Origin of the sequence: Micromonospora inyonensis, assembly GCF_900091415.1 — a bacterium.
GTDB lineage: Bacteria > Actinomycetota > Actinomycetes > Mycobacteriales > Micromonosporaceae > Micromonospora > Micromonospora inyonensis.
Window position 1 is genome coordinate 1,778,887 of the sequence record NZ_FMHU01000002.1, and the last position, 14,239, is coordinate 1,793,125.

Sequence of the window (14,239 nt, forward strand, 5' to 3'; positions counted from 1 at the left end):
GACCCGAGACCAGGGGAGGCGACCGTGTCGCACAGTGACGCCGTAACGCGGACCGGCTCCGCGCCGTCCGAAGTGGACACGTCGGTGCCGCACTCCGCCCGGATCTACGACTGGTGGCTCGGCGGCAAGGACAACTTCGCCGTGGACCGGGCCACCGGCGCGGCGATGCTGGAGGCGATCCCCACCCTGCGGATGATGGCCGCCGAGAACCGCCGCTTCGTCCACCGGATGGCCCGCTACCTGGTCACCCAGGCCGGTGTCCGACAGTTCCTCGACGTCGGCACCGGCATTCCCACCCGCCCCAACCTGCACGAGGTCGCCCAGGCCGTCGCCCCGGACACCCGCGTGGTGTACGTCGACAACGACCCGATCGTGCTGGCGCACGCCCGGGCGCTGATGATCAGCAGTCCGCAGGGGCGCAGCGAGTACATCCACGCCGATCTGCGCCACCCGGAACGCATCCTGGAGGAGGTGTCCCGACGCGACACCCTCGACCTGACGAAGCCGGTGGCGCTCACCCTGATCGCGATCCTGATGCTGCTCGGCGACGCCGACGACCCGATCGGTCGGGTCCGCGCGCTCACCGACGCGCTGCCGTCGGGCAGCTACCTGGCGATCACCCACCCGACGCCGGACTTCAACCCGGAGGCGGTCGACGCGGCGGTGGCCGCCGCGACCGGCAACGGGATGACCCTGGTACCGCGTACCCGGGCCGAGGTCGCGCGGTTCTTCGACGGATGGGACCTGATCGAACCGGGCATCGTGCCGGTGCCGGCGTGGCGGCCCGACGGGGCGGCACCGACCGATCCCGAGGCGGTCTACTACTGGGCCGGGGTCGCCCGCAAGCCCTGACCGTCCACTCGACGCGCGCCCACCGGCAGGTGGGACGGCGGTCACACGAAACTACGTTGCAGTCTCTGCAAATTTGCTCGTACCGTCTTCGCCGTGACCATCACGGAGGGGCGTCGTGACCGTCGGAAACGACAGACCCGGGCGACGCTGAGCCTGACCGCGTTGCGCATGGTCGCCGAGCACGGCCTCGACCACGTCACCGTCGACGAGATCAGCGAGGCCGCCGGCGTCTCGCCGCGCACCTTCTTCAACTACTTCACCTGCAAGGACGCGGCGGTCATCGGCGACGTGATGGTCGACGAGGAACGGCTCGTGGCGCGGCTGACCGCCGTCCCCACCGACCTGCCGGTGGTGGCGGTCCTGCGGACCGCCTTCGCCGAGCTGGTCGAGGACGTCCAGGCCGACCGGGACCTGTGGTGCCTGCGCATGCAGGTCGTCGAACGGAACCCGGCGCTGCTGTCCCGCCTGGTCACCATCGGGGTGCGGAACGAGCGGACGATCGCCGCGGCGATCGCCGCCCGGCTCGGCCTTCCCGACGACCATCCCTACCCGTCGCTCGTCGCCGCCGTCACCGGGGCCGCCCTGCGGGCCTGCCTGGGCCAGTGGGCCCGTGGCGACGGCGCACGTCCCCTCACCACCCTCGTCGACGAGGCGTTCGCCGCCCTCGCCGCCGGCCTTCCGGAACCGCGCCGCCCGTGACCCACCGCTTCCCCCGGCGTTGTCCGACCCGGGGAGACTCTCCCGCAACCAGAGTGAGGAAAACTCCATGACCGCTTCCGCCCCGCCAGCCGGCGTCGCCGACGCCGTCGCCGGGCGCATGTCCCGCCGTGAGGTGCTCCAGGCTCTCTCCGGCCTGATGGTCGGCCTCTTCGTGTCGATCCTCGCTTCCACGGTCGTGGCCAACGCGCTGCCCCGGATCATCGCGGATCTCCACGGCAGCCAGACGGTCTACACCTGGATCGTCACCACCGAGCTGCTCGCCATGACGGCGACCGTGCCGCTGTGGGGCAAGATGGCCGACCTGTACAGCCGCAAGCTTTTGATCCAGCTCTCGCTGGGGCTGTTCGTGGCGGGCTCGCTGATCGCCGGCCTCACCCCGAACGTGGAGATCCTGCTGGTCAGCCGGATCGTCCAGGGCGTCGGCGCTGGTGGGATGACGGCGCTGGCCACCATCGTCATGGCGGCGATGATCCCGCCCCGGGAGATGGGCCGCTACGCCGGCATCTTCGGCGCGGTCTTCGGCGTCGGCACCATCGCGGGCCCGCTGATCGGTGGCGTGCTGGTGGACACCTCCTGGCTGGGCTGGCGCTGGTGCTTCCTGATCGGGGTGCCGTTCAGCATCCTGTCGATCGTCCTGCTCCAGCGGACGCTGCACCTGCCGGTGGTCCGGCGTGCGGTCCGCATCGACTGGGCCGGCGCGTTCCTGATCACCACCGGTGTCTCCACGTTGCTGGTCTGGTCCTCGCTGGCCGGTCACAAGTTCGCCTGGGCGTCCGGCTGGACCGCGCTGATGGTGATCAGCGGGCTGGTGCTGCTCGCGGTGGCGGTCTGGGTGGAGTCCCGGGCCGCCGAGCCGATCATCCCGCTGGACCTCTTCCGCAACCGGACCGTCGCGCTCACCACCGTGGCGAGCGTGCTGGTCGGTGTGGCGATGTTCGGCGGCACGGTCTTCCTGTCGCAGTACTTCCAGATCTCGCTGGGCAAGTCCCCGACGGTCGCGGGTCTGATGAGTCTGCCGATGATCTTCGGTCTGCTGGTGTCGTCGACGGTGGCCGGGCAGCTCATCACCAAGTACGGCCGGTGGAAGGGTTATCTGGTGGGTGGGGGCGTCACGATGACCATCGGGATGCTGCTGCTCGGCACCATCGACGCGCACACCAACATCCTGCTGCTGTCGGTCTTCATGGCGGTGCTCGGCATCGGGGTCGGCATGCTCATGCAGAACCTGGTGCTGGCCGCGCAGAACGACGTGCCCGCGCACGAACTCGGTGCCGCCACCTCCGCGCTGACCTTCTTCCGCAGCATGGGCGGGGCGATCGGGGTGAGCGCCCTCGGCGCCGTCCTGGCGAACCGGATCACCACGCTGATGACCGAGAAGCTCGGCCCGCTCGCCGCTGGTGGCGCCGACGGCGGGGGCCAGGAGGTGCCGGACATGTCCGCCCTACCGGGCCCGGTCCGGCAGATCGTGCAGGAGGTCTACGGCACCGCCACCGCCGAGCTGTTCCTGGTCGGTGCGCCGATCGCGCTGCTCGCGCTGGTCGCCGTGCTGTTCATCAAGGAGAAGCCGCTGCACAACCTCAGCGGTGACGAGCGGCGCGTCCAGGAGGAGGCGGCCGGGCTCAAGTCCGTGCACTGACCGGAATACCGCCCGACGGGCGGTCAGCGTGCTGGCCGCCCGTCGCCCCGACGGCCGTCGCGCAGCCGCCGGGGCGACCCAGCACCCCCGGCGCCCAGGACGGCCCGGTCGGCGGCGGCGGTGCCGGAGGACCAGCCCTCGGCGTCCCGGACGGTCAGCCGGCCCCGGGTGACGCCGGGGAAGAGCGCCTCCGCCCGCTGCCGGACCGCGTCGGAGCGGCTGGCCAGCACCGGCAGCAGGCGGTCACCGCCGTCGGCCCGCGCCGCCTCCCGGCTGGTGCGTTCGGTGGCCGCCCGCAGCCGTTCCCCGATCCGCAGCGCGTACGCGTGGAGGAACGACTCGTCGTACTCCCGGGTGCGCCGGCTGCTCGTCGCCCGCCGCTCGGCCCGGCCGCGCAGCATCGCCGAGGTCGCCTGCACCAGCAGCGAGGTGTAGAGCACCTCCACCGCGTCGAGGTCGGCCGGGAAGCCCAGCACGGTGCTGAAGCCGAGGTCGTCGGACCAGACCGCCTCGCACCGGTTCGCCCCCGCCACCTCCTGCACCAGCAGCGCCTTCGCCCCCGCGTACGGCGGGTCGGTGCCGAGCCGGACACCGCCCGGCTGGTCGGCCGGCCCGGTGTCCAGCAGCACCCGGTCGATGCTGTGCCGGGCCATCAGCTCCTGGGCCTTCGCGGTCAGCGCCTCCGCCTCGGCCGGGAAGCCGGTCGACTCCGCCTTGGCCAGCAGGGCACGGACCCGGTCGAGCATCCGCGACCCGCTGGGCCCCGGCCCGGCGGTGACCTGGCCCGCGCCGGGCGGCGGGCGCAGCACCGCGACCGGCGGCAGCCCGTCGAGCACCGCCAGCACCTCGATCGTCTCGCGCAGCGCGGTCACCCGGTCCAGTCGCTCCCGAACGGCCCAGGCGGCCAGGTGGCGTGCATCGTCGTCCCACCACACCCGGGCGTCCAGGGCGGTGAGCTGCTCGTCCCACCAGGCCGGCACGCCCGCCTGGCCGCGCCGGTCGGCGGCGAGGATGTCGGTCAGCAGCCGGGCCGGTCGGGCGCCCGCGCGTCGGGCCACGATCCGGGCCACGTCGACCGGCTGCCATCCCCGGGGCCAGAGCCGCCCCACGGCCCGTACCAACCGGGCGACGAGGGCCGCGTCCACCACCGCCGGATCGCCCACCACCAGCCGGTCGAGCTGCCGCTCCGCGAGGCGTACGTCGGTGCCCCGCGCCGCCGCGAGCACGTCGCCGATCAGCGCGTCGACGTCCGACACCGTGGGCTCCCTCTGACCGTTCACGGCCCTCTCGATCGGGTACGGCCAAGGCCGGCCGCCCCCGGACACGCTACTGTCACCCTCCGGTGGCACCGTTGCCCGGGTCGGACGACTCCCCGGTGGCGAGGTGGTCGCGGGCCGCGGTCGCCGGCGGGCAGTCCGGAATCCGGCACACCGGGCAGCGGCCGTCAGGGCCCGGCCGGTGGTCGCGGAGGATCCGGCGGGCGGTGAGGACGAGCCGGTTGCGGAGCTGGGCGGGGGACAGGGCGGGCCAGGTCACCGGGTCAGGCCGATCGCCACCGCGAGGTGCGCGACGCCGGCCGCCGCCGGCCCGCCCCGGTACGCCTCGGCGATCACCGTCCGGGCTGTCGGCCGGCAGCGGACCTCGGCCGGCGCGGTGCGGTCCGCGTCCACCAGCAGGCGTCCTGCCCCGACCTGGTCGCCGAGCTGAAGGTACGCGCGGGCGACGTCGATCAGGTGCGCGGCCCGGTACTCGGCGGGCAGCCGTCGCCACGACTCCCGTCCGGTGACCGTCGCGTGGCGGCGCAGGGCGTCCCCGGCATCACCCAGCTCGACCGCCGCCACCACCCGGGCCAGCTCGACCACGGTGGTCCCGAAGCTGGTCTGGTGGTGCTCGGGTCCGTCCCCGACCCGGTCGGCGAGGTCGGCGGCGTGGTCGACCAGTTCGGCGACGCCGCAGGTGTCGCCACAGCCGGCAGCGGCGAGGGCTGCCTGGAGCAGCAGCGTTCCGCACACGGTCAACTCACCGGGCGGTCCCTCCCGGGGCCCGCCCGGGACGATCCGGTGGGCGGCGGCGATGGTGGTGGTCATCGCCAACCGCCCTCGGCCGAGCGCACGTAGCGCCTGGCCGAGCGGCACCGCCGCCGTCGCTGCCAGCACGGGGTCGTCGGCGGCGACCCCCACAGCCCGGTCGGCGGCCAGCCAGGCAAGGCCGGCGTCACCGAGCTTCACCAGGACCGACGAGGTGATCCGGTACGCCTGCACCAGCAGCGCCGTGCCCTCGTCCGGACGACGGGTGTGGAAGCGTCGGGTGCTGTCGAGCAGGTCGGGCAACATCCGCACCAGCTGCGGATAGTGGGCGTGCCGGTAGGCCAGCCAGGCATGTCCGACCAGGCGTGCCACCTCGTCCGCCGGTGGCACCGGCCGGGGCTCGACACCCGTGCGGAACACGTCGTGGCGGGCCAGCGCCGCCCGGACGGCCTCCACCCCGTCGACCAGACCGGTCGTGGCCACCGGTGGCGGGGCGTCGTGGCCGAGCAGCACCACCGGATCGATCCGGAGCACCTCGGCGATCTCCTCGATCACCGACAACCTGTCCAACGCACGGACCCCCCGCTCGACCTTGTCCGCCCAGCTCTTGGACTTGCCGAGCCGGTCGGCGAAGACCTGTTGGGACATGCGTCGCCGCACCCGCCACTGCGCCACGCGACGCCCGATCGGCGGCTCACCCACGCCCACGTCGCCACCGCCGGTCGGGCACCGCCCGCGTGGTCTCCTCGACCGGTATCCGCTCCGCGTCGGCCTGTGCCAGGAGCCGGTGCTTCGCCGCCTCCCGTTCGGCCCGCTCGACCTGCTCGCCCCGGCTCTGCTCCGGATCGCGCCGCGTACCGTCCATCCGCAACCTTTCGGAAGGGGCGCGGCGACGGGTTCCTGCGGGGATCGAGACCGCCGCGCCAGTGGAGAGCGCGGCCAGCCCGCCGGTGTCGATGCGTCGTGCCGTCACGCCCGTGGCCAGGACGCTACGGAGCACACCGGTACCCGCTGGAACAGTTACGCACCACTACCGTGCGGCTACCCAGAGGTGATGCTCATGCGTTCGCAGAGCCCCCGCAGCTCTGATGAGGTCGCGCCCCTGCGGAGCAGCGATCGCACGGTCTCTCGGGCCGAGGTCGACGAGCGGGTGTGCTGCGGGCCGACCCGCTCCGCAGCGAGGAGCATCCGCACGGCGTCCCTGTCTCGGCCGGTCCCTTCGGCCGCGCGGCTCATGTCGAGCCAGAAGTACACCTGTCGTACTGCCGGCAGCCCGGTCACGTCCACGCCCGCCGCTGTCCCCATTGCCGCCTCGGGACGACCGGTGTCGAGCTGATACGCCATTCGCCACAGGGCCACGTTCCGTGGCCCCCAGGCGAGGTCCCAGCCGGTGGTTTCGCCGGTGTGCGCGGCGATCCGGGCGGCCTCGGCCAGGTGGTCCTCAGCCCGCGCATGGTCCCGCAGGCCGGCGAGGTGGTGGGCGCGCGCGAGGTGAAGGAAGCCGAGCACCTCCAGGGTACTGTCCGCTCCGCTGCCCTGGAGGTCGGCGCCTGCCGCGTCGCAAAGGGCGCGCGCCGGACCGTACGCACCGGAGTAGGCGGACACTCGCGCCCGGTTGGCGGCAGCCACCCCCGCTGCCACCGGGTCGTCCAGCAGCCACGCTGCCTCCGCGCAGCGCTCCGCCGCGAGCCAGGCATGTGCGGGGTAGCCGACGTTGAGCAGGGAGCCCATCGCCACCCCGTACACCGGCACCATCTCCACCAGCGCCGTGCGCCGGTCGGTCAGGCCGTGCAGTGCCGGCACCAGGTCCACGAGCCGACGCAGGACACCGGCGTAGTCACACCGGCCGTAGAGGTCCCGCACGAGCGTGGTCTCCCGGCGAATCTGCTCGACCGTCACCCCGGCCCCGGGTGGGGTGGTCATCGGCGTGTCCATCATGATCCGCCAGACGCGTTCGGCATCGATGCGTGCCGCGTCCAGCTGCCGGTCGGCCGGTGTGTACGCCTGCCCGGTCAGGTCGAACACCGAACACTCGAGCGCGGCGGCCAGGTCAACGACCATGTACCGGTCGGTGCGCTGCTGTCCACGCTCGATCCGGGACCACGACGTGTGGGAGATGCCGGCTCGACTGGCGGCGTGCCGGATGCTCCACCCGCGCAGTTCCCGGCGGGCACGGATGCGGTCACCGATCGACGGATCGTTCGGTATGGGGCGACGAGGCATGGGCGGGTGCTCCCCGAGAGCCGGACTGGTCGGCGGCCCCGACCGGCGTTCGATCCGACGGGCCGCAACTTCGGACAGTACACGTACGGCTACGGTACGCGGCGTTGGTCGGGCAACGTTGACGGCACCAGGCCCGCCAGGCCGGCCCGGGTGTCGACCAGGTCGGCCAGGGCGCCGGCCAGGGCGTCGTACCGGATGGGAAGCAGGATGTCGCGCAGCCCGGCCTCGACGTCGAGCAACGCCGCGACCTCCGCTCCGATCGTGCACAGTCCGATGGGGAACGTGTCGGGCGTGTCCACCGGTGCCGTCCGGTCCATGTTTCCTCCCCCTCCGGTCACCGTCGGTCCGGCTCCTCGCGCAGCAGCGCGGCCAGCGTCCGCCTGGCCTTCAGCAGGCTGCTTCTGACCGCCTCCGGAGTCATGTTCAGCTGCTCGGCGATCTCGGCCGGTTGGTAGCCCTCCAGGGTCCAGGCCATCACCTGACGCTGCCGGGAGGGCAGGTGTCCGAGCAGGCGGAGTTCCTCCTGTCCGGCCTCCCAGGCGGCGATCTCGGAGACGGACGCCCGCAACAGGGGAGTGCGGTCCGCGAGGTCGTCGGTGGGCAACTCCACCAGCCCGGCCATGCGTCGGGCGTACTCCCGGGAGGCGACCCGGCGCGTCCACGGCCCCGGACTGCGGATGGTGTCCCACTGCTCCAGGGCCCGGCGCATGGTCTCCTGGGCGACGTCCGCGGCGTCCGCGACGGACGCGCCCTGCCAGACCAGGAACGCCACCAGCCTGCCTACCTCGTTGCGGTAGAAGGCGCTGAACGCCGCGACGGTCGCCGACGACAGGCCGTCCCGGTGCCGCTGCGGTGCGGTGCCCGGCGTCGCTCGGTGCTCCCTGGGCCTGGTCGATCCCCCGGGGCGCTCATCCACGACGCTCGTCGTCCTTCCGGGACGGCACGGTCAGGGTGCAGCAGGAGCCGTCGGCCCGCCGCTCACGTACCTGTCCACCGGCGGGTAGTGCCGAGACCAGCGCCACCAGGGTCTCCCCGCGCGCCTGCTCCTGGCGCACCCGCCACTGGAGCCGGATCCACAGCGCAGAAACTGTGCCGGCCTTGGCCACGACCGCCAGACCGATCCACCCCCAGGTCACAATGTCCACCGCACCTCACTCCGTTCGTGCGCGACGGTTGCGCGTCGTCGTGGTGAAGAGCGACAGCGGGTGGTCTCCGTGAACCGCCGGGCCGGACTTTTTCCGGGGACGGCCGATCTGTCTCCCGGACGGGCCGCTGACCGTTGACCGGACGACCGGGCTCACGCCGCATCGCGTCTGCGAGGCCCGGGGCGGAACCAGGGATGGCTTTCGCAAGGGCTGGTTGGTATGTGGGTTGGTAGGTGCGGGCGGTAGGGTGTCCCGGTGACGAGTTACCGGATCGGCGAGGCCGCCGAGCTGCTCGGCGTGAGCGCCGACACCGTACGCCGTTGGGTCGACGGCGGCCGGCTGCCGGCCGGGCGGGACACCCACGGCCACCGGGTGATCGACGGGGTCGAGCTGGCCGGGTTCGTCCGGGCCCAGGCCGCCGGGCCGGACGAGCGGTCGGAGTTCTCGTCCGCGCGCAACCGGCTGCGGGGCATCGTCACCGGCGTGGTCAAGGACGCGGTGATGGCGCAGGTCGACATCCAGGCCGGCCCGTTCCGGATCGTGTCGCTGATGAGCCGGGAGGCGGTCGACGAGTTGGATCTGCGGGTCGGGGCGGTGGCGCTGGCGGTGATCAAGTCGACCACGGTGGTGGTGGAGCGTCCGTCGGCGACGCGGGGGAGGGTGGGGTCGTGAGGGTACGCGGCGTCCTGGCCGCTCTGGTGGCGTCGGCTGTGCTGTCCGGGTGCGGCGGCCCCGGCTCCGCCGCCGGCGGCACGGAGACGGTCACCGTCCTCGCGGCGGCGTCCCTGACCGACGTGTTCACCACGCTCGCCCGGGATTTCGAGGCCGACCGGTCGGGCACCCGGCTGCGTCTCACCTTCGGCGGCAGTTCGGCGCTGGCCACCCAGATCAACCAGGGTGCCCCGGCCGACGTCTTCGCCTCGGCCGCGCCCGCCCCGATGCGGGCGGTCACCGACGCGGGCAACGGCGACGGCACACCGGTCACGTTCGCCCGCAACCAGTTGGTCGTCGCGGTGCCGAGGGGCAACCCGGCCGGGGTCACCGGGCTGGCCGACCTGACCAGGCCCGGGGTGAAGGTCGCGCTCTGTGCCGAGCAGGTGCCCTGCGGCGCGGCGGCGCGTACCGCGCTCGACGCCGCCGGGGTGACACTCACCCCGGTCACCCTCGAACAGGACGTCCGGGGCGCGCTCGCCAAGGTGACCCTCGGCGAGGTGGACGCCGCCCTGGTCTACCGCACCGACGTCCGGGGCGCGGACGACGTGCAGGCAGTCGAGTTCCCCGAGTCGTCCCGCGCGGTCAACGACTACCCGATCGTCGTGCTCACCGACGCGGCGAACCGGTCCGGCGCGCGGGCCTTCGTCGACCACGTACGGTCCGAGCGGGGCCGGGCGGTGCTCGCCGCCGCCGGCTTCCAGTCCCCGTAGTGCCGGCGCGCATCCGTACCTCCGGGGTGTCCACGCGGCGGCAGGTGCCGATCGCGCTGCTCGTGCCGGCCGCCCTCGGGTTGCTCTTCCTGGTGTTGCCGCTGGTCGGGCTCCTGGTCCGCGCGCCCTGGGCGGACCTGCCCCGGCAGCTCGCCGAGCCCGGCGTGCTCACCGCGCTGCGGCTCTCGCTGGTGTCGGCGACCCTGGCCACCCTGCTCTGTCTCCTGCTCGGCGTGCCGTTGGCCTGGCTGCTCGCCCGGGTGGAGTTTCCCGGCCGGCGGCTGGTCCGCGCCCTGGTCACCGTGCCGCTGGTGCTGCCGCCGGTGGTCGGCGGCGTGGCGCTGCTGCTGGTCTTCGGCCGGCGTGGCCTGCTCGGCGGCTGGCTCGACGCGACGTTCGGCGTCTCGCTGCCGTTCACCACCGCCGGTGTCGTGCTCGCCGAGTCCTTCGTGGCGATGCCCTTCCTGATCATCGCGGTGGAGGGTGCCCTGCGCGGTGCGGATCGTCGCTACGAGGAGGCGGCCGCGACCCTCGGGGCCAGCCGGTGGACCACCTTCACCCACGTCACCCTGCCCCTGGTGGCGCCGGGTGTGACCGCCGGGGCGGTGCTCTGCTGGGCCCGCGCCCTGGGCGAGTTCGGCGCGACGATCACCTTCGCCGGCAACTACCCCGGCACCACGCAGACCATGCCGCTGGCGGTGTACCTGGCCCTGGAGACCGACCTGGAGGCGGCCATCGTGCTGAGCCTCGTGCTGCTGGCCGTATCCGTCACCATCCTTGCGGTGCTCCGCGACCACTGGACGGTCGGCCGGTGACCGGGGGACTGGCCGCGCACCTGGTCGTCGAGCGGGTCGGTTTCCGGCTGGACGTCCGGCTGCGGGTCGCCGCCGGGGAGGTCGTGGCCCTGCTCGGTCCGAACGGGGCCGGCAAGACCACCGCCCTGCGCGCGCTGGCCGGACTGCAACCGCTCACCGCCGGCCATGTCACCCTTGACGGCCGGGACCTCGACCGGCCCGCCACCCGGTCGTGGATCCCGCCGGAGCGCCGCCGGGTCGGGGTGGTCTTCCAGGACCACCTGCTCTTTCCTCACCTGAGCGCGGTGGAGAACGTGGCGTTCGGGCCGCGCCGGCAGGGGCTCGACCGGCGGGCGGCCCGCGCTCTGGCCCGGGACTGGCTCGACCGGGTCGGCCTGGCCGACCACGTCGCCCGCCGCCCCCGGCAGCTCTCCGGCGGGCAGGCGCAGCGGGTCGCGGTGGCCCGGGCGCTGGCGGTCGGGCCGGCGCTGCTCCTGCTCGACGAGCCGCTCGCCGCGCTCGACGCCCGGACCCGTCTGGACATCCGGGCCGAGCTCCAGCGCCACCTGGCCGCCCACTCCGGAGCGGTCCTGCTGGTCACCCACGACCCGCTGGACGCCCTGGTGCTCGCCGACCGGCTCGTCGTCGTCGAGGCGGGACGTGTGGTGCAGGAGGGCGACGCGACCACCGTCACCGCCCGTCCCCGCACCGACTACGTGGCCCGGCTGGTCGGGCTCAACCTGCACCGTGGGCACGCCACCGGTCACCGGGTCCGGCTCTCCGACGGGCTGGTGCTGGCCACCGCCGACCGGGGCGACGGGGACAGCTTCGTCGCCTTCCCGCCGTCGGCGGTCACGCTCCGGCCCGACCGGCCGGGGGAGGGTCGGTGCAACACCTGGGCGGCCACCGTCGCGGGCGTCGAGCGCCACGGCGACAACCTCCGGGTACGCCTGGACGGCGTGCTCCCGGTGGCTGCCGACGTCCCCCCGGTCGACGCCGCCGGGTTGCGACTCGCCACCGGCCAGCCGGTCTGGGCCGCCGTCGAGCCCACCGCGATCCGGGTGTACCCGGTGGCGGTGACCTGACGTCGTGCTTCGTCAACCTCAGGTTGACTTCTGCTGCGCGTCAACCTCAGGTTGACTTCTGCTGCGCGTCAACCTATGGTTGACGTATGACGAATCCCGTCCAGATGAACAACCCGGTACGCCTCGACGACCTGATCGAGGCGATCAAGCTCGTGCACAGCGACACCCTCGACCAGCTCGCCAGCGCGGTGGTCGCCGCCGACCACCTCGGCGAGGTCGCCGACCACCTGATCGGCCACTTCGTCGACCAGGCCCGCCGCTCGGGCGCCTCCTGGACCGAGATCGGCCGGAGCATGGGTGTCAGCAAGCAGGCCGCCCAGAAGCGGTTCGTCCCGAAGGGAGGCGACGCCCCGATGGACCCGAGCGAGGGCTTCAGCCGGTTCACCCCACGTGCCCGCAACGTCGTGATGGCCTCGCAGAACGAGGCCCGTGCCGCCGGCAACCCGCAGATCGGCCCGGAGCACCTGGTCCTCGGGTTGCTCGCCGAGCCGGAGGCGGTGGCGGCCAAGGCGATCACCGCGCAGGGGGTCACCCTGGAGGCGGTCCGGGAGGCGGCGACCGCGACGTTGCCGGCGGCGGTGCCGGACGTGCCGGACCTGATCCCCTACAACGCCGAGGGCAAGAAGGCCCTGGAGTTGACCTTCCGGGAGGCTCTGCGGCTGGGGCACAACTACATCGGCACCGAGCACATCCTGCTCGCCCTCCTCGAACAGGAGGCCGGCAACGGCGTGCTCACCCGCCTCGGGGTCGACAAGGCGGCGGTGGAGGCCACCGTCGCGGCGGTCATCGAAGCCATCGTGCGGGCCAGGTCCACCGACTGAGCCGGCCCGTCGCGGGGCGTCCCGACCCGGGGGACCGGGACGTCCGCGACGGGCCGCACCACGAACGCTCCATTACCGGTAAGCGGCAGCGCGCGGGAGGCGGTGGTCGACTTTCCGTCACCTACCGCATCGCTGTGTGCGAGTGCCCGAACACGCCGTTACGATGTGCGGACGTACCCGCCGAAAGGGCCGTCCCCCGTTGCGCCGTGCCGCGATCGTCTCCCCCTCGGCCCCGATCCCGGGGCGTTCCGCCCTGCCCGGGTCGGCGGGGTGGACCCGCCTGGCTCGTGCGGCCGTTCTCGCCGTGGCCGGGGTCGGCGCCGCCCTGCTTGCCGTGGCGCTCGCCGACACTCCGGCCCGCGCCGAGACGCGTGCGGGCGGCGGTGACACGGGACGCACCGCCGACCTGATCGCTCACCTGGGGGAAACCGGCCGCCTCACGACGTCGACCCCGGTACGCGAGCCCGCTGCCGCGCCGGCCCACGTTCCGCTGCCGGCGGCCCGCTCCGCCCTCACCGGCCGGAGCCGGCTGCCCGTGGCTCCGGACCGGCCGGGTCCGCAGGCGCCGTCCACCGGCGAGACGCTGTCGCTCCGGCCGTTGGATCGGGAGGGCGCGACGCGGCCCCGAACGGATCCGCTCGTGCCCCGGGTGGTCGAGCGGGTCCTGCCGTCACGCCCCGCTCCGTCGGTGCCGGAGCCGCCGGTCGTACCGGCCGACGGGCCGCTGCGGCCCCCGGTGCCCGCCCCGCCGGGCACCCCGGGCGGGGTCGCGCCCGCCCCGGTGACCACACTGCCCCGGCCGTCCGTCCCCGTCGTGCCGTCCCGGCCCGACGCCGGCCCCGACGGCCCGGTGGAGATTCCCGCCGTGCGTCCCGCGCCGGACCCCGCGCCGCCACCCGGTCGGATCCCGCTGCCACCCCGGCTGGTCGGTGTGGTGGACGGCGCGCTGCGGCCGATCCTCGACCTGCTCACCGACCTGGTCGGCGGGGTGCTCCCGCCGATCCTCGACCTGCCCGGTGGTGTGATCGGCCCGCTGCTACCGCCGGATTCGGCGACCCCGGCCGTGCCGGTGCCGAACCCCTTCCCCGTGGACCGGGTGGAACAACCGCCGGTCACGGTTCCGCAGGTCGATGCCCCCTGGGTCCACAATGGATCTCCGCTGCCGCCGGGCCTGGCCGGAGGCGGGGGAGCCGGAGGGCCCGTGGCCCCGCCGGTCGTACCCGTCTGCCGGTCGGCCGCGCCGGCCGCGTCGACCGTGCATTCCGGGCCAGCACCCGGTGAGGCCCCGGAGACGCCGGCAGCACCCGGCGACGACCGGGCCACTGGGGGCAGTGGCCCCCGCAACGGTGTGGCCCTGTCGCCGGAGACGTCCGGCCTGGACCGCTCCGACCGTCACGCCCGCGCGGAGGTTCCGCCGGCACCCGCCCGCGGCCGCTCTCCCGCGGTGGCCGCCCGCCCCGGCTGAGGACGCCCTCCCGCCGATCGCCCCGGCTCCACGAGCCGGCCGGGCGA

17 protein-coding genes are annotated in these 14,239 nt (G+C 73.9%); 9 read left to right on the forward strand and 8 right to left on the reverse strand.

What is annotated here, in order from left to right; all coding sequences use genetic code 11:
- The first annotated feature begins 24 nt into the window (after nt 1–24).
- The 3 genes from GA0074694_RS22335 (at nt 25) to GA0074694_RS22345 (ending at nt 3,208) form a co-directional block, all read left to right on the forward strand.
- Nucleotides 25–852 (forward strand): SAM-dependent methyltransferase, encoded by an 828-nt coding sequence (locus GA0074694_RS22335; protein ID WP_091461493.1) that lies wholly within the window; start codon nt 25–27, stop codon nt 850–852.
- A 93-nt stretch (nt 853–945) separates the two neighbouring features.
- Nucleotides 946–1,551: an acyl-CoA-like ligand-binding transcription factor gene (locus GA0074694_RS22340; protein ID WP_245714850.1), complete on the forward strand. Its 606-nt coding sequence runs from the start codon at nt 946–948 to the stop codon at nt 1,549–1,551.
- A gap of 67 nt (nt 1,552–1,618) precedes the next feature.
- On the forward strand, nt 1,619–3,208 hold the full coding sequence (locus GA0074694_RS22345) for an MDR family MFS transporter (RefSeq protein ID WP_091461495.1): 1,590 nt from the start codon (nt 1,619–1,621) through the stop codon (nt 3,206–3,208).
- 23 nt (nt 3,209–3,231) lie between these two features.
- Here GA0074694_RS22345 and GA0074694_RS22350 read toward each other — a convergent pair whose 3' ends face one another.
- The 8 genes from GA0074694_RS22350 to GA0074694_RS22380 all read right to left on the reverse strand — a co-directional run bounded on the left by GA0074694_RS22350 (nt 3,232) and on the right by GA0074694_RS22380 (nt 8,603).
- The gene (locus GA0074694_RS22350; RefSeq protein WP_091461497.1) at nt 3,232–4,464 is read right to left on the reverse strand and encodes a DUF2786 domain-containing protein; all 1,233 of its coding nucleotides are present in this window, start codon (nt 4,462–4,464) and stop codon (nt 3,232–3,234) included.
- 76 nt (nt 4,465–4,540) lie between these two features.
- Nucleotides 4,541–4,744 carry a hypothetical protein gene (locus tag GA0074694_RS22355; RefSeq protein ID WP_091461500.1) on the reverse strand — a complete coding sequence of 68 codons (204 nt, stop codon included), beginning with the start codon at nt 4,742–4,744 and terminating at the stop codon, nt 4,541–4,543.
- Nucleotides 4,741–5,943, reverse strand: coding sequence for a helix-turn-helix domain-containing protein (locus GA0074694_RS22360; RefSeq protein WP_245714851.1), 1,203 nt, complete (start codon nt 5,941–5,943; stop codon nt 4,741–4,743). The genes GA0074694_RS22355 and GA0074694_RS22360 overlap by 4 nt, the downstream gene beginning before the upstream one ends.
- Nucleotides 5,930–6,208: a hypothetical protein gene (locus GA0074694_RS31080; RefSeq protein WP_141714244.1), complete on the reverse strand. Its 279-nt coding sequence runs from the start codon at nt 6,206–6,208 to the stop codon at nt 5,930–5,932. Before GA0074694_RS31080 ends, GA0074694_RS22360 begins: the two co-directional genes overlap by 14 nt.
- Before the next feature lie 68 nt (nt 6,209–6,276).
- Entirely contained in the window at nt 6,277–7,425 is a 1,149-nt protein-coding gene (locus GA0074694_RS22365; RefSeq protein ID WP_245715022.1) for a helix-turn-helix domain-containing protein, read from the reverse strand.
- 122 nt (nt 7,426–7,547) lie between these two features.
- Nucleotides 7,548–7,775, reverse strand: a complete 228-nt coding sequence (locus GA0074694_RS22370; protein ID WP_091461504.1) for a hypothetical protein — start codon at nt 7,773–7,775, stop codon at nt 7,548–7,550.
- 17 nt (nt 7,776–7,792) lie between these two features.
- Complete coding sequence (locus GA0074694_RS22375; protein WP_091461507.1) at nt 7,793–8,374, reverse strand: RNA polymerase sigma factor; 582 nt, start codon at nt 8,372–8,374, stop codon at nt 7,793–7,795.
- A complete protein-coding gene (locus GA0074694_RS22380; protein WP_141714245.1) occupies nt 8,367–8,603 on the reverse strand; it encodes a hypothetical protein in 237 nt (78 codons plus the stop codon). The genes GA0074694_RS22375 and GA0074694_RS22380 overlap by 8 nt, the downstream gene beginning before the upstream one ends.
- Nucleotides 8,604–8,858: 255 nt before the next feature.
- Here GA0074694_RS22380 and GA0074694_RS22385 point away from each other — a divergent pair, with 255 nt between their 5' ends.
- From GA0074694_RS22385 to GA0074694_RS22410, 6 genes are all read left to right on the forward strand, one after another.
- Nucleotides 8,859–9,275 (forward strand): TOBE domain-containing protein, encoded by a 417-nt coding sequence (locus tag GA0074694_RS22385; protein WP_091461511.1) that lies wholly within the window; start codon nt 8,859–8,861, stop codon nt 9,273–9,275.
- Entirely contained in the window at nt 9,272–10,027 is a 756-nt protein-coding gene (gene modA, locus GA0074694_RS22390) for a molybdate ABC transporter substrate-binding protein (RefSeq protein ID WP_091461513.1), read from the forward strand. Before GA0074694_RS22385 ends, modA begins: the two co-directional genes overlap by 4 nt.
- Entirely contained in the window at nt 10,027–10,842 is an 816-nt protein-coding gene (locus tag GA0074694_RS22395; RefSeq protein ID WP_091461514.1) for an ABC transporter permease, read from the forward strand. Before modA ends, GA0074694_RS22395 begins: the two co-directional genes overlap by 1 nt.
- A complete protein-coding gene (locus tag GA0074694_RS22400; protein ID WP_091463684.1) occupies nt 10,824–11,906 on the forward strand; it encodes an ABC transporter ATP-binding protein in 1,083 nt (360 codons plus the stop codon). The genes GA0074694_RS22395 and GA0074694_RS22400 overlap by 19 nt, the downstream gene beginning before the upstream one ends.
- Nucleotides 11,907–11,992: 86 nt before the next feature.
- Nucleotides 11,993–12,727 (forward strand): Clp protease N-terminal domain-containing protein, encoded by a 735-nt coding sequence (locus GA0074694_RS22405; protein WP_091461517.1) that lies wholly within the window; start codon nt 11,993–11,995, stop codon nt 12,725–12,727.
- Nucleotides 12,728–12,890: 163 nt separating this feature from the next.
- On the forward strand, nt 12,891–14,192 hold the full coding sequence (locus GA0074694_RS22410; protein WP_141714246.1) for a hypothetical protein: 1,302 nt from the start codon (nt 12,891–12,893) through the stop codon (nt 14,190–14,192).
- Nucleotides 14,193–14,239: the final 47 nt, after the last annotated feature.